Raw genomic sequence first — 24836 nt, 5'->3', positions numbered from 1 at the left:
GAGAATGATGATGTATAACAATAAAAAACACTCTCTTAGTATTTTAGTTACCTCTGCAGTACTAGGTTGTTTTTCACTGGCTTCTTATGCCGCTGTTAGCCCAGAGCAAGCAGCTCGATTGGGTGCAGATTTGACCCCTTTTGGTGGTGAAAAAGCAGGCAACAGTGATGGCTCTATCCCTGCTTGGACCGGCGGTTTTAATGATCCAATAAAAGGTGAAATATTGGGTGGCAAGCGCTTAGATCCTTTCGCTAGTGAGAAGCCGTTATATACAGTTACTGCAGCGAATATGGATAAATATGCTGATAAGTTAACCGATGGTGTAAAGGCGATGCTACAAAAGTATCCAGATACTTATCGTCTAGATGTTTACCAAACTCATAGAACGGCGACAGCACCAGAGTGGGTATACAACTACACAGTACAAAATGCTTTGAAGGCAAAAATGGATGGTCACAAGATTAGTGGTGCTTATGCAGGTATCCCATTTCCGATCCCTCAAAATGGTCTAGAAGCTATTAACAACCACCGTTTGTCTTGGCGTGGTGTGAGCTGGGAAGCGGATATCAACCAGTATCAAATTACATCAAGTGGCAAAGTTGTTTTGACAACGGATGGTCTATTGAAGAACCAAATGCCTTATTACTTTCAGGAAGGCTCAAGCGAAGAATTTGATGGCTATTTCTGGGAAGTAAACCTTGAAAACTACGGACCGCCAATTCGTGCCGGAGAACGTATTGCTGGGAGAAACAACGTCGATGAAGATAAAACTCAATCTTATGTGTATTTAACGGGTCAGCGTCGTGTACGTAAACTTCCAAATGCTTGCTGTGACACGCCAACTCCTGCGACGGCTGGTTTAATGTCTTTCGATGAGTTGAGCGTATTTTCTGGTACTACTGAAGTGTTTGATTGGAAGTTATTGGGCAAGAAAGAAATACTCATTCCTTATAACGAGAACCGCTTTTTACAATACAGCGATGCACAAGCCATTACTGGAAATCACTTGAATCCAGATGCTGTACGTTGGGAATTACATCGCGTTTGGGTTGTTGAAGCAACGCTTGCAGAGGGCAAACGCCATCAAGCAGTACGAAGTAAATACTATCTAGATGAAGATACTTGGCAAGCATCTTTGGCTGATCGTTGGGACTCTAATGGCGAGTTATGGAAAACACTATGGCAGTTTAACTACATCATGCCTGAGTTCCCAGGAACGATTCCGCAAACCTTTGGTTTTTATAACTTGTTGTCAAGTGAGGCATATGTGGCCAATGTCATGAATGATAAGCCTTCCCAAAATAGGCCTGTAGAGCGTTTTCCTACCAGTACTTTTACTGGTCAAGGCTTAGCGCGTCAGGGCACACGATAGCTTTATTTAATACTCAGTTAATCCGATTACCTTTGTATCAAAGGGAGGGCGTAGCCTTACCCCTTTTGGCTTCGCTCGTCCTTTGATACAGGTTTTGGTTTGCTTGAGAGGGCTTTGTTTTACAAACCAAATAGTTTGTAAGCTTTCAAATAAAAGACGTTGGAGTATTTATGTTTCGTTATTTTCCCACTAATTATCCATGGGATCTTTCTATCAATCTTGCCTTGGAAATGGGTGCGCGTATTGGTGAAATTGAAGAAATGTGTGCACCTCTTCAGGAAGCAGCAAAAGCAAAAGACGCGGCTGGCTCCAAGGCTTTTCGTGAAAGCTGGGAGCGCATGGCAGATAAGTTGTGTGAATTGGCTAAAGAGGATGAAGAGCGTGGTCGTTTGATTTCTGCCGGTGACAAATATGGCCGCGCGGCGACGTATTACCTTACAGCTGAACGTTTACAGGCACATGGATCGCAAGGTCGAGAAGCCTTGTACCAGCGTTTTCAAGAAATATTTGCTCGAGGATTAGAGCTAGCAAAAGAAAATTGTGAACGAGTTGAGATTCCATATGAAGGTAAGCATCTTTCTGCCCTTTATGTACGTGCCGAAGGTGAGGAAGGTAAAGCGCCAATTTTGGTTCAAGTTAACGGCTTGGACTCTACAAAAGAAATGAAGTATCGCGTTGGTTTACCTGCTTGGTTAGCTAAACGAGGTGTTTCTTCTCTTATTGTTGATCAGCCGGGCACCGGTGAGGCGCTTCGTTTACAAGGCCTTACGGCTCGTTTTGATAGCGAACATTGGGCAAGCCGTATTGTTGATTGGTTGGAAACTCGTGAAGAAATTGATGCCAAACGCATTGGTATGGAAGGCGTTTCTCTAGGTGGTTATTACTGTCCTCGTGCTGTGGCGTTTGAGCCTAGATTTGCTTGTGGTGTGGTATGGGGAGCGAATCATGATTGGCGAGATGTACAAAAACGACGCTTAGAAAAAGAAGGCAGTTTTCCTGTTCCACATTATTGGGAACACGTGCGTTGGGTATGGGGAGCAAAAGACATGGATGAGTTTATGGAGATTGCGGAAAAAGTTCATCTAGATGACGTATTAGATCGCATCAAGGTGCCATTTCTTGTGACACACGGAGAAAAAGACTCTCAAATTCCGTTGAAATGGGCTCTTCGAACCTACGAGCAGTTGATTAATAGCCCTAAAAGAGAGCTTAAGGTTTTCACAGATCGTGAAGGGGGCGTTCAGCACTCTAGTTTTGATAATTCTGCCAATGCAGGGGCTTATATCGCCGATTGGGTTGCAGAGACATTGAATGGTCATACGGCCTAATCGTAAAGAGGTAATAAATAATGAAGATAGTCGGTTTAGAAACCATCATTTTTGGTGTTGAGGATGTTGCCTCTTGTGCAACCTTTTTAACAGATTACGGTTTGTTTCCTGTTGATGTAACTGAAACAGGCGGGCGTTTTGAAGCATTAGATGGCACTGCCGTGGTTTTGGCTCATGCCTCAGATGAAAGCATTCCTGCAAGCATTGGTAATGGCTGCATGATGCGTAAAACAGTCATGGGTGTGGCTGATACTGCAACGATTCAGGCTATTACCGAAGAGCTGAGTAAAGACCGAGAAGTTCGTCAATTAGCGGATGGCTCTATTGAGTCTACAGATGATTCCGGTTTTGTGATTGGCTTTCAGGTAACCACTCGCAAAGAGTTGAATTTGGCGGGTGAAATTTCAAATGTACCAGGCTCACCATTTCAACGACCTGTTAACCATCGAGCCGTTCAGCTAGACGCAGGTCCAATACGTCCTAGAACCTTGTCTCATATTGTGTATTTTGTACCTGATCCCGTTAAAGCTGAAGCGTTTTATGTTGAGCGTTTGGGCTTCCGCTGCACTGATAGATTTGAAGGTGCTGGCCCGTTTTTACAACCAGCAGGTACGTTAGATCACCACACACATTTCTTGATTGGTGCGCCGCCGTTTATGCAAGGTGTCGAGCATTTCACGTTCCATTTTGGTGGTCCTACTGAAGTGATGCAAAACGGTTCTCAGTTTATAGAAAAAGGTTATCAAGCGTTTTGGGGGCCGGGTCGCCATATTATGGGATCAAACTGGTTCTGGTATTTCAATAGTCCTTTCGCATGTCATATCGAGATGGATGCGGATATGGATTTGCATGATCAAAATTGGAGTCCTCGTGCGCTACCAATGGGCGCCGATAACTCGCAAGCGTTTCTTATGCGTTACCGAAGTAAATGGTCACCAGGAAAAGATACCTCACACAATGGTGATTATGAGTAGATTTATTTAAGTAAAAGAAAGTTGATCAAGTATTTGATATAAAAGAAAAGTTTTTATGGGGAGGAGCAGTGATAATTTATTACTGCCCCATAAAAAACTGAAAGCGACGATACGTCGCTACCACGAAATAACAATAAACAAAGTGGATGGTAAGAGTATGTTGATGATATCTGTGAGATACGGGATTTTTTGCTGTACGGATCGAAGAGAGCCGACCTTTCTGATGGGAGGTGTACGATGAGCCATCGTTTTGGATTTAAAGGCAATCTTGCTTTGATGGTTTCCCATAGTGCCGGTATGTTAGATCTAGTGGCGCTACCTTTATGGGTTGGGGTTTTAGTGGCCACATATCACTTTGATAGCCAGCAAGCGGGTGGTCTAGTTACCTTATTTTTAATTGGTGCGGTAGGCTCCAGCATATTAATTGCCCCGCGCTTCAAAAAGCTAAATCGACGTGTGGTTGCCAGCGTTGGTTTTTTTGCTTCAGGTTTATGTTTTTTTGCTGCTTCTCAAACCAATGACTATGTTCAATTGGCTCTCTTGCATCTTGTGGCGGGCATCAGTTCAAGCGCTGCACTAAGCATGGCGCATGGTACGTTCGCTCGAGGAGAAAATCCGCACAGATTATTCGCTATTGCCGGACTTACCTTGGGTATTATGGCGTTCGTCTTTATGGGCGCAACACCAAATATTACCAAGACAGTGGGTGGACATTCATTGTTTATTATCTTTGGTGGCATTATGACGTTTGCTGCTTTTGTATGTGCTGTTGCCTTTCCTTCTTTGGTTCTAGGTGAAGAAGACAGTGAGAATGCCAAACAGGTTGTAACGAAAATCCCGTCTAGTGTTTGGTACGGTATTGTGGGCATTAGCTTAATGGCAGTGACTCAAGCCATGACGTTTAGCTTTATGGAACGAGTTGGGAACGACCGAGGTTTTTCCGCCGATTCTGTGACGTTAGTTTTAATAGTGCTTACTGTGATTAACATTATCGCAGCGGCATCCGCTGGTATTTTTGAAAAGCGCCTTTCTGCCCGTGTTGTTTTATGCACAGGCCCTGTTCTACAAATTATCTTGTCCAATATTATGATGAATGCAAGTAGCTTCGCTTTTTATGCCGCTTCAGCATCTTGTTTTGTGTCTCTGATGATATTCACTCATACCTTTGTTTTTGGCTTATTGGCTCGTTTAGATGAGTCTGGTCGTGCCCTGGCAGCAACGCCTGCGATGCTAATGATTGGGGCGGCGGTTGGCCCAATTTTGGGTGGAACCATCATTAAATTTGTTGGTTATCAAGGTATTGGTATAGCCGCTTTGGTGTTCGGTACGATTTCACTTGTGTGTTTTATACGTGTCTTTCAGCGCAGCTCAGATGTTATTCAATCTGAGTCTGTGGCGTGAGGTGGATAATGTCTAAGCAGAAGAAAGAGAGACCGAACATAGCGAGTTTCATACGTAAGCTTGCTGTGTTCACTCTGATGGCTTTTTTACTTTGTCGAGTTGAAGGGGTTATTGCTGCCGTTGCTGATGCTATTGATCGTCCAGCTATTGAGTCTAGTTTGGGTGCGCATTCTGTTTTGTTGTCGGTGACATCTGTCGGTGATCATTTTGTTGCTGTTGGTGAACGTGGTTTGATTTTGCGCTCCGATGACGATGGCAAAAGTTGGCATCAGTTGTCTTCTCCAGCCAGTGTGACTCTGACTGGAGTAAGTTTTTTTGATGATGAAAATGGCTATGCCATTGGTCACGGCGGCATTGTTTTGCGTACTAAAAATGGTGGCAATGATTGGAAAGTACAGCTTAATGGTCAACAGCTAGCAGAAAAGCTATTACAACAAGCTGAAGAATCTAAAGACGAAGAATCGATTCGTCAGGCCAAATTGCTGATTGCCGATGGCCCAGACAAACCTTTTTTAGATTTGTTGGTACTTGGACGAGATCACCTTGTAGTTGTTGGTGCTTATGGTTTTGCCTTTGAAAGTATCGATGGTGGCCAGACTTGGGCATCTTGGATGGACCGAATTGATAATCCATTTGGGTTGCACTTATACAGTATCCGTAAACAAGGTGAGCGCATACTGGTGGCTGGTGAACAAGGTTTTTTTGCACTTTCTATGGATGATGGTCAGTCGTTTGAAACCATCGAAACACCATATGAAGGCAGTTTTTTTACTGCTCAGTTGCTGGGTCACGATGAAATAGTGCTGGCTGGTTTACGAGGTAATACCTTGCTATCCGATGATAATGGTCAGCACTGGAAAGACATTAAAAATCCTGTTAGTTCGTCGATTATGGCCTCTTTTGTTCACTCTGACGGTCAAGTAATCATGGCGAATCAAGCGGGAACCTTGCTTGGTCTGAGAGAAAACCGACTGGTTCCACTTACCCGTAAGCGCCTTCCACCTTTAACCAATATTCTAGAAAAAGCGAACGGTAGTGTACTTGCTTTAAGCATCAATGGGCCTGTCTCTATTGATGTAGGAGATTTCAAATGAAACATCATACGTCTACTACCACTTCACCCGAGGATAAGTTTGACCCGAATTCTGGCTCCTTTATCGAGCGAGCGTTATTCAATCATCGTTTAGTCGTTATTATCATTTGTGCTTTAGTAACGGGGTTATTAGGTTGGCAAGCGACTAAGCTAACTATTAATGCAAGTTTTGAAAAAACCTTACCAACGCATCAAGTTTATATTCAAAACTATTTGAAATATGAAAACGAGTTAACCGGTTTAGGCAATGCGTTACGGATTGCAGTGGTGAACCCTAATGGCAGTATTTATGATGCTCATTATCTAGAGTTATTACGTCAACTCAGTGATGAAGTGTTTTTATTGCCTGGTGTAGACAGAGTGCAAATGACATCACTTTGGACGCCTTCAACGCGTTGGATTGGGGTAACCGAAGAAGGTTTAGATGGCGGTCCAGTCATTCCAGAAGGTTACGATGGCTCTCCTACTAGTTTGCTAACATTGAAAGCCAACGTGGCGCGTTCTGGGCAAATTGGTCAATTGATCGCGGCAGATGAAGAATCCACTATTATCTACATGCCATTGCTAAATCAAGATGCAACTGGGGAAACCTTAGATTACGCAAAGTATTCCAAGGTGCTTGAAGACCTACGGACTAAGTATCAAGCAGAAGGTTTGGAAATCCATATTACCGGTTTTACCAAGGTAATGGGTGACTTGATCGAAGGTGTTCAAGCAGTTTTGTGGTTTTTCGCATTGGCGGTTGTGATCGCGACCATTATGGTGTTTTGGTATACCCGTTGTGTGCGTTCAACCTTCTTAGTGGTATTCGCTTCTATGTTAGCTGTGGTATGGCAATTGGGTATTTTGCCTACGCTAGGTTATGTATTAGACCCGTATTCTATCCTAGTACCTTTTCTAGTGTTCGCTATTGGCATGAGCCATGGCGCACAGAAAATGAATGGCATTATGCAGGATGTTGGCCGTGGTTTTGACAAACTGGTCGCGGCACGTTTTACCTTTAGACGTTTGTTCATGGCTGGTTTAACCGCATTGTTGGCAGACGCCGTTGGTTTTGCTGTGCTGTTAGTGATCGATATTAAGGTGATTCAAGAGTTAGCTATTGCTGCTTCTATCGGGGTTGCTGTACTGATCTTCACTAACCTTATTCTTTTGCCCATCATGCTTTCTTATGTTGGTGTTGGTGAAAAAGCAGCACAACGCAGCGTGATAAATGACATTGATCAAACCAGTGCGAAAAAGATGCCTGCATTATGGGTGTTCTTAGATAAGTTTACCCAGCGAAAATGGGCAACTGGGGCCTTGATAGCAGGTGTATTGTTGGCAGTTGGAGCCTTCTCGTTAAGTACTCAATTGAAGATAGGCGATCTCGATCAAGGGGCTCCTGAGTTACGTCAAGACAGCCGTTACAATCAAGATATCGCCTTTATGAATCAGTATTATGGCGCTTCCAGTGATGTGGTGGCGATCATGGTCAAAACCCCTGATGGTCAATGTTCTCAATACGATACCCTGAAAAAAATAGACACGCTTGAGTGGCAATTACGTCAGCTTCCTAGCGTGGAATCAACGAACTCTTTGGCTCTATTATCTCGTCGTGTGTTGTCTGGTTTAAATGAAGGCAATCCTAAATGGTACGAGTTTCTACCAAACCAAAGTATGTTGAATTACATCACTGCGGGTGCGCCACGAGGTCTGTACAACAGCAGCTGTAATCTATTGACGGTTTATGTTTATCTGCAAGATCACAAAGCAGACACCTTGAGTAACATTGTTAATCATGTGGAAGCTTTTGCTAAAGACAATAATACCGATGATGTGCAGTTCCTATTGGCTGCGGGTAGTGCAGGGATTCAAGCGGCGACCAATATCTCCGTAAAAGCCGCTTGGTATCAGATGTTGTTCCTGGTTTATGGTGCTGTAGCTTTACTGTCTCTTATTACTTTCCGTTCCTTTAAAGCCGTTATTGTGGCGCTGCTTCCTTTGATGCTGACCTCCATTATGGTCGAAGCTTTGATGGTGCAATTAGGCATGGGCGTGAAAGTCGCCACTTTGCCAGTTATCGCCTTGGGGGTCGGTATTGGTATCGATTACGCCTTGTATATTTTGTCCATAACTTTGGTTGGATTACGTCAAGGTACTAGTTTATCTCAGTCTTATTTAAGAGCGCTTAATTTCACCGGCAAAGTCGTGATGTTAACCGGTGTAACCTTGTCTGTTGGGGTGATAACTTGGATTGCTAGCCCGATTAAGTTCCAAGCTGACATGGGGTTATTACTGGCGTTTATGTTCATTTGGAACATGTTAGGTGCACTGATTTTATTACCTGCTCTTGCGCATTTTCTGCTTAAGCCAAAATACGCTAATGGTGGCGACTCCAAAAGTGAGGTGTTGTGATGATGTTGACAGAAAACAGCGTTGTGCTTTGTCACATTGATGATCTTAAAGAAGGCGACACGAAAGGCTTTTTAGAAAATGAGGCCGGGCAGGACCTGCTGTTCGTGGTGAAATTTAACGACGAATTTTATGGCTGGCGAAATGCTTGTCCTCATGTAAATGATGCACCGATGGCATGGCGTAAAGATGCTTATATGGATGCTAAAAAGCAACATGTTGCTTGTCATGCCCATGGTGCCTTATTTGAGCCTGATTCTGGGTTGTGTATTCAGGGGCCTTGCCTTGGCAAGACGCTAGAAAAAGTACCTGTTTATGTTAATTCGATGGGCATGGTCTCAATTTTATTAACAGACATTAATTAATTCTACTAACAACAAAAATAAGGAGTCATTAAATGGCTGCAGTAAATAAAGTATTGGTCATTGGTGGTGGTTTCTCCGGTATGGCCACAGCAATTAAAATGCGCAGTCATGGCATTCAAGTTGATCTTGTTGAGATTGATCCTGAATGGTGTGAATTGGGAGCTGGTATCAGTATCAATGGCGCATCTATGCGTGCATTAGAAAACCTTGGGCTTTATCAGCAAGTTGTTGAACAAGGTTGTGTTACTGATGGCGTCGCTATTCACTTAGCTCATGGTCCTTTAATTATGGAGCTGCCAACACCAAGCCCAGTTGGTTCCTCTGTGGGAGGCAGTGGCGGTATTTTTCGTCCTACTCTCGCTCGCATTATGTCTACTGCGACACTTGAGTCTGGTGTCAATGTCCGCTTGGGCTGCACCTATACAGACATTCAACAGACTGAATCTGGCGCAGTTGTGACTTTTACAGATGGAAGTACGCACGACTATGACCTTGTTGTTGGTGCAGACGGTGTGCACTCAAAAATACGCAAAGAATTCTTCCCTGAAGTGGCTGATCCTGAATACATAGGTCAGGGCGTGTGGCGTGCGATTATGCCACGTACCGCTGAGATCAATCGTGTGACCATGTGGATGGGAGATCACCTTAAACTTGGTGTAAACCCAGTATCTGATACTCATATGTATATGTTTATTACAGAAGACCGTCCAACGAAAGAACACATTGATAAAGAAACTTGGCCGCAAATTTTCGCAGGATTGATGGAACATTTTCCTAATCCAACCATAAAAGCGTTGATTCCACATGCATTAAAAGAAGAGGCAAACATTGACTACCGTCCGCTTGCTAATTTGTTAGTCAAAACGCCTTGGAACAAAGGTCGTCTAGTGATGATAGGCGACACAGTAGCGGCGACGACGCCTCATCTTGCGTCTGGCGCAGGAATTGGTATCGAAAGTGGAATCGTATTAGCGGATGAGTTGGCGGCTAATGATGATGTCCAAGTGGCGCTTGATAAGTTTCATGATCGTCGTTGGGATCGTTGTCGCATGGTGGTCGAAAACTCCGCTCGCTTGTGCCATATCGAGATTAATGGTGGCGATAAAGCCGAACACTCAAAAATTATGGGACAGTCACTAATAGCGTTAAGTCAGCCGATTTAAAACTCCCTTGGGCAGTGTGACACGTTTGTGTTCACTGCCATTTTTTATTTACCGATATGTGTGCTTTTTAACATTAGAGAGGTTACTCCATGAGTTTTCCCGATATTTACCGTGTTGTGACGGGCCATGATGAAAATGGTAACGCGATTATTTTAGAAAACGGTCCACTTAATACTGTGATGGATCTTGAAGCCGTTCCAGGTACTAAGTTTCATGAAGTATGGAATACCAGCGATACACCGGCCCCCATCACCAATGCTCAAACCGATCCAACTATAGGGCCTGTGGTTTTACCACCGATGAAAGCGGGCACCCGAATTCGCTTTGTTGATATTCCGCCAGACACTGAGGAGTTTTTGACTCATGGTAAAGGCAATATGAAGGAAATGTTTTCAAAAGTTGGTGATGAAGATGCCTCCACAGTAAAAGAAGATTCCCCTCATCCTTTGATGCATCGCACTGAATCAGTGGATTACGGCATTGTTATTGAAGGTGAGTTGACCTTGATTGTTGATAATGGCGAAGCTATTTTAAAGCCTGGTAGTGTCGTTATTCAGCGTGGTACTAACCATGCGTGGGCGAATCGCTCAGGAAAAATGTGCCGTATTTTATTCATCCTAATCGGTGGACAGTACGACGATCAATTGGCTAATGCCTTAACTAAATAAGGAGTCATAAAATGAAATTCGCAACTCTACCGAATGGCACCTTAGATGGTCGTCTAGTCGTTGTTTCAAAAGATTTAACCAAAGCTGTCGACGCCACAGTTATTGCGCCTAACTTATTATCAGTAGTACAAAATTGGCAAGAAAAAGCCGCCGATCTTCAGGCTTTGTACGACTTATTAAACGCAGGAAAAGCAGATTATACCTTTGATTTTGACCCATCGGCTTGTCTTGCGCCATTGCCAAGAAGCCCGCAGTGGTTAGACGGCTCTGCGTTCATCAATCATGGTAAATTGATGGAAGAGGCGTTTAATACTAAGCCTATTCCTGACTTTGACACCATTCCGGTGATGTACCAAGGCGCGAGCGATGATTTTCAAGGTCCAACTGCAGATATTCTGATGCCAAATGAAGAGGATGGTATCGACTTTGAAGGTGAGTTTGGTGTGATTACAGGGCCAGTACCTATGGCGGCAACTCTGGACGAAGCAGCTCAAGCGATTTGTTTGTTGGTACAAATAAACGATTGGAGTCTGCGATCGTTTGGGCCTCGTGAAATGGCAACGGGATTTGGTTTTATACAAGCCAAGCCTTCATCAAGTTTTGCACCAGTTGCGGTTACTCCTGATGAAATGGGTGATGCTTGGAAAAATGGACGTTTTAATTTGCATCTTAACATCACATGGAATGGTGAGCGTTTTGGTGAACCTCATGGCAGTGAAATGAATTTTTCTTTCCCTGAATTGATCGCTCATGCGGCACGAACTCGCAAATTAAATGCAGGCTGTATCATAGGATCGGGTACCGTTTCTAATAAATCTCGAGATGCTGGATCGGCGTGTATTGCCGAGCGACGAGTGATCGAAAAAATCGATCTAGGTGAGATTAAAACTCAGTATATGCGTTTTGGTGACAGTGTCCGTATGCAGGCGAAATTTGATGATGGTCGCGATGGCCCATTTGGCGTGATCGAGCAAAAAATCATAGCGAACAAATAAATAAGGGCTGTCAGATGCATGTATTAATTACGGGCGCAAATGGCTTTGTTGGACAAGCGCTGGCAAACCATATCCTGTCCCAAGGCTGTGTTGGAGAAAGCAAGGTCTTGCGTTTGACCTTGTTAGATCGTCAGTTTGATAATGCTGTTGATAGCTCGTCACTTGGTTTAGTGGTTGAGCAACATAGTGGTGACCTTGCAGACGATCAATGGCTGAAAGACACACTGGGGCGTTTCCCCATGGATGTTATTTACCATCTGGCCAGTATTCCCGGTGGCATGGCGGAAAAAAATGATCAGCTCGGCCGCAGTGTGAATATTGATGCCACGATGGCCTTACTGGATCTCTGCAAAACTCAAACGGAATCGATAGGGCACAAACCTGTATTGGTGTTCGCTAGTAGCATTGCGGTCTTTGGCATCATGCCAGATTTGGTCAACGATGATACTCCGCTGAAACCTCAGATGAGTTATGGCGCCCATAAAATCGTTGGTGAGGTGATGATTAATGACTTTAGTCGCCGTGGCTGGGTCGATGGCCGCTCATTGCGTTTACCCGGTGTGTTGGCTCGTCCGCCAGCAGAAACGGGTCAACTTTCGGCTTTTTTAAGTGATATTATTCGTGAGTTATCCCAAGGCTATGCTTTCGTTTGCCCTATGTCGGCACAAGCAAAAACATGGGCATCGTCTTTGCCAAACATTATTGAAAACCTTATCCATGGTGCAGCAGTAGAAGAAAGCAAACTAAAGGTGACTAGAACCTTTACCTTGCCCACTCTCTGTTTCAGCATGGCAGAAATGGTCGATGCTATTGGCTTGGTTTATAAGCAGAACACGAAAGAACTCGTTAGCTATGAGCCAAATCCAATGATTGAAGACTTGTTTGGGTGCTTTCCATCGCTAGAAACCCCTTCTGCCGATGAAGTGGGTTTTAAGCATGATGGCGATCTTAATAAGCTAGTAGAACGGGCTTTATTAAAATGAACACACTATTTTCACTACAAGATAAGGTGGTATTGGTTACTGGCGCATCCGGTGGATTGGGTTCAGCCATTGTTGATACCATGGCCGCTTATGGTGCTAAGGTTATTGCTTCCGATCGGACAAATCAGTATGTCGCGAAAAATGGCGTGGTTTTTATTGCTTGTGATCTAAGTCGTAACGAGGGCATCGATAAACTGGTTGAACAAGCCAAGGCGGTTTACGGCCGTATTGATGTTTTTGTGTCGAATGCTGGCGTACAAGGACCGGCTGGGCCAATAGAGTTAATCAGCGATGACGACTGGGATTTGGTCATGTCGATCAATCTAAAAAGTGCATTACGACTTTGCTCTGCGTTGATTCCTGATATGGCTGAACGAGGGCAAGGGTCCGTAATTTTAATGTCTAGTATTGCCGGATTAAGAGGTAATAAAGCCATTGGTCTCTATGGTTTATCTAAGGCCGGGTTGGCGCAGCTAGCGCGGAACTTAGCTGTTGAGTGGGGACCTAGAGGGGTTCGAGTGAACGCCATTTCTCCCGGTTTGATCCGAACGCCTTTGGCGACTGAATTACTTGAAAACGAGCAATTTATGCAACGCCGATTACTCGCCACACCACTTCGTCGAGTCGGTGAACCAGAAGAAATCGCCAGCGTGGCGGTGATGCTGGCAAGTAGGGCGGGTGGCTTTATTTCTGGACAAAATATCGTTGTTGATGGCGGTACTATTATCAGCGATGGCAATTAGTAGATATTGTCATGTTTTTATAAGAGTAGGCGGGTTGCTTGAAAGTTAGAAGAAATTCACACAATAGCGGCAGAAATCCGTAAGGAATATTAGTTAATCACGTCAAAGCTTATATTTTGATCCATGCTGACTTTGTTCTAGAGAGTCTCATGGGAGAAAATAACAAAGTGTGTCTGATTGATTTTGATGTTTTCTCTACAAATAGTGTTAAGTAGAGCATAAGCGCTTCGTCATGAAATGCCTATGCTCTACTGGTATTGAGATATTAAGCAATGGAACTACAGATGTATTTCATTTCTAAATAATCTTCGATTCCGTACTTAGAGCCTTCGCGACCAAGGCCCGATTGTTTAACACCGCCAAAAGGCGCGACTTCATTTGAAATTAAGCCAGTATTATGACCAACCATGCCATATTCTAAGGCCTCTGATACACGAATCATGCGAGCATGATCACGAGTAAAGAAGTACGCTGCTAGACCAAAAATAGTGTCATTGGCCATCGCGATGGCTTCTTCTTCCGTATCGAATGAGAAAAGAGGAGCGAGAGGGCCAAAGGTCTCTTCTTGAGCCACATTCATTTCAGGAGTTACACCCGTTAGGATCGCTGGCGTGATAAATAATCCACCCAAACGATCGCCTCCATGAATCAAAGTCGCGCCTTTGCTAACAGCATCCTTGATGTGTTCTTCTACTTTTAGAATAGCTTTTTCTTCGATCATAGGGCCAATATCTGTGCCTGCTTCGGCGCCATTACCCACTTTTAGGGCTTTGACTTTTTCCGTTAGCTTGGCGGCAAACGCATCGTAAACGCCACGTTGAACCAGAATTCGGTTTGCGCATACACAAGTCTGACCGGCATTACGGTATTTAGAGGCCATTGCTCCTTCAACTGCTTTATCAAGGTCAGCATCGTCAAAGACGATGAATGGCGCGTTACCGCCTAATTCAAGGGACACTTTTTTGATGGTGTCTGCACATTGTGCCATCAATAAACGACCCACTTCAGTGGAACCTGTAAAAGACAGTTTGCTTACAACATGGCTGTCAGTTAGCACTTTACCTATTTTGCTTGCAGAGCCTGTTACAACTTGGAATACGCCCGCTGGAATACCCGCACGTTGGGCTAATTCTGCAATGGCTAGAGCGGTAAGTGGGGTTAAATCGGCAGGGCGAACAATCATCGAACAACCTGCTGCCAAAGCAGGAGCGGCTTTACGCGTGATCATGGCTGCAGGAAAATTCCAAGGTGTAATCGCCGCGGTAACACCGATAGGTTGACGAATAACTGTAAGTCGTTGGTCTGCTCGTGGTGCAGGAATAGTGTCGCCGTAAATGCGTTTGGCTTCTTCCGCGAACCATTCGATAAAAGAAGCAGCATAAGCAATTTCGCCTTTCGCTTCAGCTAACGGTTTACCTTGCTCAGACGTCATCAGTAAGGCTAAGTCATCAGAGTTCTCAAGCATTAGCTCAAACCAGCGGCGCAAAATAGCAGAGCGTTCTTTCGCGGGTAAAGCTGCCCATTTTTTTTGTGCGATTTTAGATGCTTCGATCACCGCAGGGATTTCTTCAGGAGAAAGGTGAGGAATCTCTATAATAGTTTCACCTGTTGCTGGATTAGTAACAGGGTGTGTGGTTTTTGCCTTTGCTTCAACCCACTCGCCATTGACTAAACAACGAGACTTAAGAAGGGACATATCCTTTAACATGAGTATCACCTATTTGTTGGTAAATAAAGTAAGTTATTCTTGTACTAATCACATCTCTATTATCAAATCTTCATCGATCAAAGTAAATAGGTTAACATGTTAACTAATTTTCTTTGATAAAGAGACTGTCGTATGAATATAAAATTATCAGTTGTTGACCAAAGTCCAGTACATGGATCGCATAGTAAAAAAGATGCGCCTTTGTTAACGGTTGAATTAGCTAAACATTGTGATGAATGGAATTACCATCGTTATTGGGTTGCAGAACATCATGACAGCGTGCATTTCGCTAATCCTTGCCCTGAGATCTTAGTCGCGCATTTGGCCAGTATTACGCAACGTATCAAAGTTGGCAGTGGCGGTGTGATGCTGTCTAACTATAGTCCATTAAAAGTGGCAGAGTGCTTTTCTATGTTGGCATCACTCTTTCCTGGACGTATTGATCTTGGTGTAGGGCGTGCTCCTGGTGGTTCTGCTATGACATCTGCCGCTTTAGCCTTTCCTAATAAAGCCTCGAACGGTCAGTTTTATGCTGAACAGGCGGATTTGCTAGCAAGCTTTATTCACGGGTCATTTAAAGACAACCATCCCTTTAGCTCGATCCATGTGATGCCAGAAGTACGTGATGTACCGGATTTATGGATGCTTGGATCAAGTGGTGGTAGTGCTGAGCTGGCTGGGCAGTTAGGTTATCATTTGGCTTTAGCGCGATTTATTGATTCTGAAAATTGCCATCCACGTATCTTTGATGCTCACCAAAAAGCTTGGCAACAGGCAGGGCATGAGCACCCATTACAGCGCATGTTGGCGATTGCTTGTATTTGTGCAGATACGGAAGGTGAAGCGAAACTTCGAGCAGGAACCGCAGTGTATCGTAAGTTTGCTACTCATATAGGAGAGCGGGAAGACTTTTTAACACCAGCTCAAGTTCGCGATAGATATCATGCGATGCCAGCATCTCATCAAGCTTTGTTTGATCGTATTGAAGCCAGTTATACGATTGGCACACCAGAGCAATGTTGGGCTGAAATGGAATCTCTGGCTGAGGCATTTAACACTGATGAAATTTCTCTTGTTACTGTGACACATAGCCAATCGGATCGTTTAGATAGTTATCGTTTGTTGGCAAAAAACTTATAGGAAGTGGCATTTCATAATGTGCCAAAATAAAAAACAGGCTGATTCATCAGCCTGTTTGAACTCATAATTACTCTATAAATTAAGGATTATGCGGCACTTAATTGAGCTTTGTTTACTTTAATTGGCGCCGTTTCTGTTAGGAAGAAAGCTAGCAGTAGAGCAATTAATGATCCTGCAGCGGCAATCCACATGACGATTTGAAGGCCATAAGCATCGGCAGCAAAACCTGCTACTACCGGCGTAATGAAGCCACCGAATAGTTCGCCAATTCCCATAATCAAACCTAGCGCCGTTGCCACTTGTGTAGCTGGAACGGTTTCAGCCGGAATGGTCGCCATAAACAAAGTAAAACAGCCAAGTCCAGTATAGGTTAGGAAAATTAGCGGAAGCATAGTGCTAGCGTCATCAACAAACAGTAAAACCATTGGGCACAGAGTGGCAATCATGGTGAATAAAATTAACATAGGTTTGCGGCCAAATCGGTCAGATAAAGCGGAAACAATGAATCCCCATACCATCCAAGCAAAGCCAAGGCTACCCATGATGCCTCCCATGACTTCTGGACTGAAACCTTTTATTTGCATTAGATAAGTCGGTGTAAAAGACACTAAGGTGATGAACCAAGAAATGTAGAAACAAGAAATTAAAATGCACAGTAGGATATTTTTGTTTTTCAATAAGGTTTTGATGTCTGCTTTGTTGCTAATTGCATGACTTCTTTGCAAGTCTTGATGCACATGTTTATTTCGCACAAAAAACATCATTAATGCAGCAATGACCAAGCCTGGAATAATTGTTGCGTAAAATGCACTGCGCCAGCCGTAATCTGTTGCAATCCAGATAAGTATCGGAGGCGCAATAACCGCTCCAATTAATCCTGGAGCAGACGCATTGACCAAGCCCATATTTAAGCCACGGCGTTTTGGTGATGAGGCTGAAGCCAATAAAGATTGTGAAATGGGGAGTACAGGTCCTTCTGCAACGCCCATTAGTCCACGGAATATTAGTAGGCTAATGAAGCTGGTTACCATGCCTGACAACGCAGAACAAAGAGTAAAAGCAATAACAGACAGTACTAAAATGTATTTTTTTGATTCCTTGCGGTCTGCATAGGCACCTAATGTCATACCAGATAAGGCCCACATTAAAGATAGGGCAGAAGATAGCATTCCTAAATGGCTATTGTTTAGGCCCAAATCCTTTGCGATAAAAGGAAACAAAAAAGACAGCGCTAAGCGGTCAAAAAAGACAAAGCCAAACCCTATAAAGAGAATGACGAGTAGGCGATTTTCATAAGAGTTTATTTTCATTATTAGATCTCTCGTTCGTTATTGTTATTAGTCGTTGAGAATAAATTCAGCACAACGCTCTGCGATCATGATGGTCGGAGCATTGGTATTACCTGACACAATGGTAGGCATAATAGAGGCATCGCAGATGCGCACACCTTTTACTCCATTAACACGGAGCTTAGTGTCGACAACGGCTTGTTCATCAGAGCCCATGCGGCAAGTGCCAACCGGGTGGTAAACGGTCTTAGCGTGGCTGCGGATATGCGCTTCTATTTCAGCATCTGAAATATCTTCTTTTGCGGATGGACGAAGCTCTTCGCTGATCAGTTCAGCCATGGCAGGTGCCCGTATAATCTTGCGGGCTAGTTTGACGCCACGGATAAGCGTATCTACGTCGTCACGGTGTGATAACGCACCGCTTTCGAAAATCATCGAGTCTGTTGGGTCGGCGCTGCGTAGGCGAGCGAATCCTCGAGATTTAGGTCGTAAGAAACAAGGGTTTATGGAAATGCCGTGACCTTCGATAGGCTCGCGGTCTACGTCACCAACTAAAGTAGGTAGTACATGGAATTGAATGTCAGGGCGACCACAATTGCTGGTATCAACAAAGCCACCTGATTCAACAACGTTAGAAGTCAATAAACCCGTTTTAAAACAAGTCCACTGGAAACCATAAGACAGTGCTTTGAGGCCTTTATCACTGCCTAGTAAGCTGATTGGCTGTTTCGCACGACCATAGATACTGACTTCTAGATGATCCTGATAGTTTTCACCCACTTCTGGAGAATCGTAAAGCGTTGATATGCCATGTTTGGATAATTGCTCTTTTGGACCAATACCAGACAACATTAATATTTTGGGGGTTGATAATGCACCAGCGGTTAAGATGATTTCTTTCTTCACAGAAAGTATTTCTATTTTGCCTGACTCATTACGCAACTCAATACCTGTCGCATTGTTATTACCATCAAATATAATCTTGTTAACGTAGCACCCTGTTCGAATTTCTAGATTTGGTGCGTTCTCTACTTCTTTGAGATAAGTTGCAGCGGTACTACCACGACGACCATCAAAAGTAGTTGTGTGATAGAAGCCAATGCCATCTTGTTTGTCGCCATTAAAGTCGTCGTTATAAGGGATGCCCGTTTGTTGCGCGGCTTTTAAAAAAGCTTGGCTGAGGGGGTGGCGAAAACGAGTGTCGCTGACACGCAGAGGGCCATTTGTACCGTGAAATGGTTCGCTTAGACGCATATGGTTTTCTGAGCGTTTAAAAGCAGTTAATACGTTGTCCCATCCCCAACCATCGCAGCCATTGCGTTCCCATTCATCGTAATCTTCTTTCTGGCCACGGATGTAAAGCATAGCATTGATTGAGCTACCTCCACCTAGGGTTCGACCTTGCGGCACGTAGGTTTTTCGGCCGCCAGCGTCTGGTTGAGGTTCGCTTTCATAAATTACAGATCGCTTCGACCCAATAACACGAATGAAAGTGGCTGGCATTTGAACGAATATAGAATCGTCTTTTGGACCATCTTCCAGTAAAACTACGTGAAAACCTGCTTTTACAAGTCTATGTGTCACAGTGCAACCTGATGAGCCACCGCCCACCACGATGAAATCAATGGACTTCATGAGTAAACCTCTCGATCTTATTATTGTGTTTGGGTGTTTATATGGATGAGCATAGAGGTTTATTGAGAGGGAAAATTGACTTGATCGGACTGGCAGTTTTACTCTGCCGGACATTTTGAAAAGAGATCATAACTTCGAATATAGTTAACATGTTTACTAATTATTTGGCGAGGGGTATGATCAAACTTAGATCGTTTAGATATTCATCCTTAAAAAAACAAAAACTATATTGAGGGATTTATGTCATTTTCAGGACAAGTTCGAGTATCAACTCGAGATATAGACCTTATGTCTCGACGGTATTATTGGGAAGAGGCGGTTAATCAATATGTGATTCATATTGATTGTCCAATCGCCTCGGATTCACCGTTAGAGGCGGAACTTCGACATTCTCACGGCGATATTATTAGCGTGAATCATATAGAGGCGAATAGGCACTCTGTGCAGCGTAGCCGTATTGATATTGATGAAGACGGTCGTGATGGTTTTTTTATTTGTCTAATGACAAAGGGAAATGGTTATTCATATCAAGGTATGGATTGCGCGAGTCATATGCCAGGAGACATGGTCATTTATGACACAGCTAAACCCTATGGACATGGTTTTCCTAATAATATGGGAATGTATGTTTTAGATGTTCCTCGATCCATTGCCGAAAGAGAGTTAGGGGTTGTTGATAACCTCATTAAAATAGACCGTAATTTGCAATGTGGTACTTCATCAACGAGTGCGATTTTTAAATTATTAGAGAGTAGTATCGATAGTCATCATACTTTTCAGCTAAAAGCAGAAGAGGTGATACACCATATTCAGGTACTGTCTGGATTACATGGCGCAAAATTTAATCAAAAAAATCGGAATTTATTATTTTTTAAATGTAAGGCGTTCATTGAACAGCATTTAACGTCAGCAGATTTAAATGCAGAAATGATAAGTAGTCATTTATTTGTGTCGTGCCGCCAAATAGCCAGAGCATTTGAAGCTCATGGTATGACTATGAGCCGATATGTTTGGCAATCAAGATTGAATAAAAGTCGTGAAGACATTCTAAATTTAGATAATTTGAGTATTACGGATATCGCTTATAAGTGGGGATTCAGTCACTCTTCGCATTTTAGTCGTGCTTATAAACAGTATTTTAATGAGTCGCCTCAAGCAACTAGAAAACAAAAAAGGCAGAATCTTGTGTAAGAGCTGCCTATTATTGAGCTTGTTTAGCTTTCTAATGCAATAATATCGCTCAATAGTCGGCTCAGTTCTTTAAGCTTATCTTCACCTAGCTTTTCGATGATTCGTTGGTATGCAGCATCCACTTCTGGACGGAATTCTTTAACAATTTTATTGGCCTTTGGCGTTAATGAAAGCAGGGAAATACGCTGATCTGTAGGCGATTTTTTGCGTATCAAGAAGCCATCTTCTTCAAAACGCGTAATAATGCGCGTCAAACTTGGGCTAAGAATGCAACATAGATGAGCCAGTTGTTTAGCCTCTAACTCTTTATGATCATTTAAAACGCGTAAGACTCGCCATTGCTGTTCTGTAAAGCCTGCTTTTTGTAGTACAGGCCTAAAAAAAGTCATTGATGATTCACGGGCTCTTAATAATTGCAGTGTCAGGGAGTCTTCTAGTCTTTTCATGTAATCTCGATAATTCCTTAAAGTATGATTTTGATAATATCAAATACGCCTTCTAAAGAAATATTAGCGTATAGGCCTGTTGTTATCTTTTGCTAGGATGGTTCTGTGAGTGATATTTGCTAAAAGTGTACAGGCTAAGATGGCAAAGGCAATCATATGGAGGCGTAGCTCAATTATTAAAGGAACGGCTTGAGTAAAGATCCCGCCGAAACTGAACAGAAGAAAGCCAAGCAGCCCTACAGCGGTATCTGCTAATTCATCCGCAGTGCCTATCGCAGCACTTTATAGAGTAGAGAATGGGGCTCATAGGTACAATTAACAACTTAACTTGTTAAATAAAAGGCTATTATACATGCATAAAAAAATCCCACGAGGGGATTTTTTATGCTTTTATCAAAAATGCCAATGAATAGCAGTTATTCTTGCTATCTAAGAGCTAAGTCAGTTGAGTCAATAACCGATGTAGCTGTTGCTTGAAGTTGGTCAGCTCTTCTTCTTTTAAATTAGAAAAGATATCTTCCTGCTGCTGGTCTGATATTGCCCATAAACGTTCCGCCATGTCATGGCCTTTTTCTGTTAGGGCTAGATCGTTATTAATTAACCCAAAACTTTTCAGACTTTCGACACCGCTTACTACATCAACAGATGGGATGGTCACTAGATTGGCTAAATCTTCAATGGTTATTCCAGTCGTGTCACTTAATACAAGCAATAAGCGAGCTTCACTGGTGCTAAGGCCAGTTGAAGACTGTTTTGGTAAATAGTTCTCTTGAATTTTTTGCAGAACTTTATGCATAAGGTAAATGGCGCTGTCATGTAAGCGAGCAAGCGTTTTGTCCGATGCAACGTTTTGAGCAGGTGTTTTTGCGCCAGTAAAAGGGATCGCACCTGCATAGCTGCCTTGTACATAAAGCAAAGGTGAGCGGCCATAGTTTGCAAACTCAACGACTTTACCAATCATGATCCAGTGGTCGCCACCATCAACGATTTGATATTTTTCACATTGGAAATTGGCTGCGGTATTGGTGAGTAGCGGCGCGCCACCGACACCCGACAGTTTCTCAATATTAGCAAATTTATCGTCGCTTGGCTTCGCGAAATTGTTGGATAAATCAATTTGATCCGCCGCTAAAATATTGACAGCAAAATGGTCTGAATTTTCAAATACGGTATAACTGCTTGATGTTTTAACAATGCTCCACAGTACAAGTGGCGGATCAAGAGATACGGAGTTAAAGCTATTAGCCGTTACGCCAACTTGTGTTCCATCAGAGGACTTTGCGGTAATAACAGTAACACCTGTCGCAAAGTTGCCAAGGCAACGGCGGAATTCTTTAGGGTCGAAGTTCATAGTATTCTCTCTTATTCTTATGTGTATTCTGTTCTAGCCATGAATCGCCATGGCTAGACACTTGTATCTAGATATTCGTATCGCTTTTATTAAAGTAGAGATGGGTCTGGTTCTAAGCCCATTAATTCGCGTCCAAATATTTGTGCGCAAACGTCGTAATCTGTGTAAGCGTGAGCGCCTGTGACATGGCTATCACGGAATAAGCGTTGCGCTTCTTTATCCAAATACCAGTGGCTTGCTCCCATGCTACTGAATAAACGATCTACCGCATCAATACACATTTTCACCACATAAGCTTGATTGGTTCGCCATTCGGCCAACTTTGCTTGATCAGGATAGCGATGAGCTTCGGCGTATTCCGCGTGTTCATCCCACGTTTTCTCTAGAAAAGCTCGAGCCGCCATTACTTGATGAGTTGATTCTGCAATACGTAATAACGCTGGTGTGGCAGTACCAACTTTGGCTCCGGTATAGGCACGAATTCGACCTTGAGTCGCTTCTTTAAATACTGCCAACATACGCTCTGCTATGCCTAAGCTGATCGCAGAGAAACCTGAAGCAAAGTAAGGGCGGTAAGGAGCGTAAAAAATTTTACTGTCTGGGTATAAGCCAAAGCCGCCAGATTTACCTTCCATCATATCTTTGGCTTTTTGAATTCTGTGCTCTGGTACAAATTTGTCACGAATCACTAAGGTCTTCGTGCCGCTGCCTTTCATTGCGGCGGCATGCCAGTCGTCATCGATGCTGTAATCCGTCGCAGGAATCAGTGCAAAACAATGGTCCTTTTTGCCTTCTTTATTTTCTCTTAGAAAACCACAAAGTGCCCATTGGGCATGATCACAGCCGCTGCTCCAGCGCATATCCCCCGTAAAAATGACACCGCCATCGGTTTCTTGATATTTACCGAAAGGGGCAATACTGCTGCTGGCCAACATATTCGGATTGTCTTGCCAAATATCGTCCTGTGCTTGTTTAGGGAATAAAGCGATTTGATGGCTGTGAGTACAAAGTAAACTAAATGCCCAAGCGGTACTTGCGCAGGCTCCAGCTAGTGCCGCGATACAGTCACCGAATTCAGGTAGAGAGTTTTCGTAACCGCCATAGGCTTTTGGTAGAAAGGCTTTGTGTAATCCCACTTTTTTAAGCAGTTCAATATTTTCAGTAGGTACTTTTCTAAGATCTTCCGCTTTGTCTGCATTTTTAGCGATTTCAGGAAGTACTTTTTTTAGCTCTTCTAATAATGGGTTTTGACGTTTCATGTGTTCTGTCCTCTTATTTTTTTTGTATCTAGTCCACACAGTATTGGTATTTGGTGATCTTTAATGAATGTGTTTTTCAGGCAAACCTTAGGACTTTTCTAGAAATTATTAAAAGGATTGATATTTGAATGATTTTAAAAAAGCACATTAAGCAATAAAAAATGCTTGAAATTAGTTAACATGTTCACTAATTTAGTGGCTAATAAAATGATCGTCGAAAAGGGTAAATCGTAAATTTTAGGTATGAGATGCGTTACATAGACGGTTCGTAGGGATAGAAAAATATCCCTATAGGGACATAGAACGAGTCTATTTGAGAGTGTAATTTTGATCTGTATTATTCAAAAGGAGCTATAATAATGAAAAAACAAATATCTCATACCTTGAAAGTCCTAGCGGCTTCTACCTTACTAATTACTACGTTTGCAAGTACCGCTTCAATCGCAGCTGACTACCCAAATCGCCCGGTTAAATTCATCGTCCCATGGCCTCCTGGTGATCTGGAAGATGTTTTGACTCGCGTTATTGCTGAAGAAATGTCAAAAGAAACCGGCGTACCTGCCACTGTAGTGAATAAACCTGGCGGAGGTGGCGTATTAGGAGCAACAACGGTTGCGCAATCTCGCCCTGATGGCAGTGTTATTGGTTCATTTGTTGTGGATTTGGTAACAAGTCAGGTGGTTGGTGGTAATGCGCCATATGCAGAAGATGCCTTTGTTCCGGTCGGGATTTTTCTCGATTATCCATTTGTATTGGCCGTTAAATCTGATACGCCATACAACACACTCCCAGAGTTAGCTGAATACGCTAAAACTCACGATGTTTCTCTAGGTCACTTTGGTTATCAAGCAACACCAACGGCAATTACTTTTCAAGCTGCAAAAAAATTAGGTTTTAAATTCGCCTCCGATTCTGCCTTTGATGCTTTAGATTGTTCTGTTTTAGCCAATGGCGATGCTGAAGTTATCAATACGACTACTCAACAAATTCTTCCTTGTTTAGATTCAAAAGATGCGAAATTGTTAACTTCTTTCACTTACAAACGTTTGGTAACAAATCCCGATGTACCAACCTTGAACGAAGAAACAGGCATTTCCCAAACGCTTTGGAATGGCTTGTTTGTTAAAAAAGGGACACCTCAAGCTGTTATCGACAAAATTGCTTCTATTGCAGAGCAAGCACTACAGGCACCTGAAGTGTTGAAACTGCAAGAGACAACAGGTGCAGGAGTGTATTGGACAAATTCACAAGACGCACAAAAATTGGTTGAGCTTGATTTCGAGAACGCTAAAAAACTAATGAAAGAAATTAAATAATCATTCTTTTTGGCGAATCGTA

At 43.1% G+C, this 24836-nt stretch carries 21 protein-coding genes; 15 read left to right on the top strand and 6 right to left on the bottom strand.

Going from position 1 to position 24836, the window contains the following annotated elements; translation table 11 throughout:
- The first annotated feature begins 10 nt into the window (after window positions 1–10).
- The 12 genes from TY87_RS10135 (at window position 11) to TY87_RS10075 (ending at window position 13479) form a co-directional block, all read left to right on the top strand.
- On the top strand, window positions 11–1372 hold the full coding sequence (locus TY87_RS10135; protein ID WP_100186996.1) for a DUF1329 domain-containing protein: 1362 nt from the start codon (window positions 11–13) through the stop codon (window positions 1370–1372).
- Window positions 1373–1542: 170 nt separating this feature from the next.
- The gene (locus tag TY87_RS10130; protein ID WP_100186995.1) at window positions 1543–2700 is read left to right on the top strand and encodes an alpha/beta hydrolase family protein; all 1158 of its coding nucleotides are present in this window, start codon (window positions 1543–1545) and stop codon (window positions 2698–2700) included.
- Between the two features lie 20 nt (window positions 2701–2720).
- Window positions 2721–3674 (top strand): VOC family protein, encoded by a 954-nt coding sequence (locus tag TY87_RS10125; protein ID WP_100186994.1) that lies wholly within the window; start codon window positions 2721–2723, stop codon window positions 3672–3674.
- Between the two features lie 237 nt (window positions 3675–3911).
- Window positions 3912–5075, top strand: a complete 1164-nt coding sequence (locus TY87_RS10115) for an MFS transporter (protein WP_100186992.1) — start codon at window positions 3912–3914, stop codon at window positions 5073–5075.
- Window positions 5076–5083: 8 nt separating this feature from the next.
- Complete coding sequence (locus tag TY87_RS10110; protein ID WP_100186991.1) at window positions 5084–6169, top strand: WD40/YVTN/BNR-like repeat-containing protein; 1086 nt, start codon at window positions 5084–5086, stop codon at window positions 6167–6169.
- The gene (locus TY87_RS10105; RefSeq protein ID WP_100186990.1) at window positions 6166–8565 is read left to right on the top strand and encodes an efflux RND transporter permease subunit; all 2400 of its coding nucleotides are present in this window, start codon (window positions 6166–6168) and stop codon (window positions 8563–8565) included. Before TY87_RS10110 ends, TY87_RS10105 begins: the two co-directional genes overlap by 4 nt.
- Window positions 8565–8927, top strand: a complete 363-nt coding sequence (locus TY87_RS10100) for a Rieske (2Fe-2S) protein (RefSeq protein WP_100186989.1) — start codon at window positions 8565–8567, stop codon at window positions 8925–8927. The genes TY87_RS10105 and TY87_RS10100 overlap by 1 nt, the downstream gene beginning before the upstream one ends.
- A 32-nt stretch (window positions 8928–8959) precedes the next feature.
- Window positions 8960–10090: an FAD-dependent oxidoreductase gene (locus TY87_RS10095; protein WP_100186988.1), complete on the top strand. Its 1131-nt coding sequence runs from the start codon at window positions 8960–8962 to the stop codon at window positions 10088–10090.
- Window positions 10091–10179: 89 nt separating this feature from the next.
- On the top strand, window positions 10180–10758 hold the full coding sequence (locus tag TY87_RS10090) for a cupin domain-containing protein (RefSeq protein ID WP_100186987.1): 579 nt from the start codon (window positions 10180–10182) through the stop codon (window positions 10756–10758).
- An 11-nt stretch (window positions 10759–10769) separates the two neighbouring features.
- Entirely contained in the window at window positions 10770–11753 is a 984-nt protein-coding gene (locus TY87_RS10085) for a fumarylacetoacetate hydrolase family protein (protein WP_100186986.1), read from the top strand.
- 14 nt (window positions 11754–11767) lie between these two features.
- On the top strand, window positions 11768–12736 hold the full coding sequence (locus tag TY87_RS10080) for an NAD-dependent epimerase/dehydratase family protein (protein ID WP_100186985.1): 969 nt from the start codon (window positions 11768–11770) through the stop codon (window positions 12734–12736).
- Complete coding sequence (locus tag TY87_RS10075; protein WP_100186984.1) at window positions 12733–13479, top strand: SDR family NAD(P)-dependent oxidoreductase; 747 nt, start codon at window positions 12733–12735, stop codon at window positions 13477–13479. Before TY87_RS10080 ends, TY87_RS10075 begins: the two co-directional genes overlap by 4 nt.
- Before the next feature lie 265 nt (window positions 13480–13744).
- Here TY87_RS10075 and TY87_RS10070 read toward each other — a convergent pair whose 3' ends face one another.
- Entirely contained in the window at window positions 13745–15187 is a 1443-nt protein-coding gene (locus TY87_RS10070) for an NAD-dependent succinate-semialdehyde dehydrogenase (RefSeq protein WP_198432071.1), read from the bottom strand.
- 132 nt (window positions 15188–15319) lie between these two features.
- Between TY87_RS10070 and TY87_RS10065 the strand changes: the two genes are divergently transcribed.
- A complete protein-coding gene (locus TY87_RS10065; RefSeq protein ID WP_100186983.1) occupies window positions 15320–16327 on the top strand; it encodes an MsnO8 family LLM class oxidoreductase in 1008 nt (335 codons plus the stop codon).
- 86 nt (window positions 16328–16413) lie between these two features.
- On the opposite strand, the gene TY87_RS10060 is transcribed toward TY87_RS10065, so the two are convergent.
- A complete protein-coding gene (locus TY87_RS10060) occupies window positions 16414–17637 on the bottom strand; it encodes an MFS transporter (RefSeq protein WP_100186982.1) in 1224 nt (407 codons plus the stop codon).
- Window positions 17638–17664: 27 nt separating this feature from the next.
- Complete coding sequence (locus TY87_RS10055) at window positions 17665–19251, bottom strand: GMC family oxidoreductase (RefSeq protein ID WP_100186981.1); 1587 nt, start codon at window positions 19249–19251, stop codon at window positions 17665–17667.
- A gap of 240 nt (window positions 19252–19491) precedes the next feature.
- Here TY87_RS10055 and TY87_RS10050 point away from each other — a divergent pair, with 240 nt between their 5' ends.
- Window positions 19492–20442 carry a helix-turn-helix domain-containing protein gene (locus TY87_RS10050; RefSeq protein WP_100186980.1) on the top strand — a complete coding sequence of 317 codons (951 nt, stop codon included), beginning with the start codon at window positions 19492–19494 and terminating at the stop codon, window positions 20440–20442.
- Between the two features lie 23 nt (window positions 20443–20465).
- Here the strand turns inward: TY87_RS10050 and hpaR are convergent, their stop codons facing one another.
- The 3 genes from hpaR to TY87_RS10035 form a co-directional block, all read right to left on the bottom strand.
- Window positions 20466–20888, bottom strand: coding sequence for a homoprotocatechuate degradation operon regulator HpaR (hpaR, locus tag TY87_RS10045; protein ID WP_072838336.1), 423 nt, complete (start codon window positions 20886–20888; stop codon window positions 20466–20468).
- Between the two features lie 436 nt (window positions 20889–21324).
- Window positions 21325–22239 (bottom strand): p-hydroxyphenylacetate 3-hydroxylase reductase component, encoded by a 915-nt coding sequence (locus TY87_RS10040; protein ID WP_100186979.1) that lies wholly within the window; start codon window positions 22237–22239, stop codon window positions 21325–21327.
- 89 nt (window positions 22240–22328) lie between these two features.
- Entirely contained in the window at window positions 22329–23498 is a 1170-nt protein-coding gene (locus TY87_RS10035; protein WP_100186978.1) for a p-hydroxyphenylacetate 3-hydroxylase oxygenase component, read from the bottom strand.
- A 359-nt stretch (window positions 23499–23857) separates the two neighbouring features.
- Between TY87_RS10035 and TY87_RS10030 the strand changes: the two genes are divergently transcribed.
- Complete coding sequence (locus TY87_RS10030; RefSeq protein WP_100186977.1) at window positions 23858–24814, top strand: tripartite tricarboxylate transporter substrate binding protein; 957 nt, start codon at window positions 23858–23860, stop codon at window positions 24812–24814.
- Window positions 24815–24836: the final 22 nt, after the last annotated feature.

It is taken from the genome of Marinomonas sp. BSi20584 (assembly GCF_002792415.1).
In the GTDB taxonomy this organism is placed as follows: Bacteria; Pseudomonadota; Gammaproteobacteria; order Pseudomonadales; family Marinomonadaceae; genus Marinomonas; species Marinomonas polaris.
This window is presented reverse-complemented; position numbering and strand designations above follow the sequence as displayed.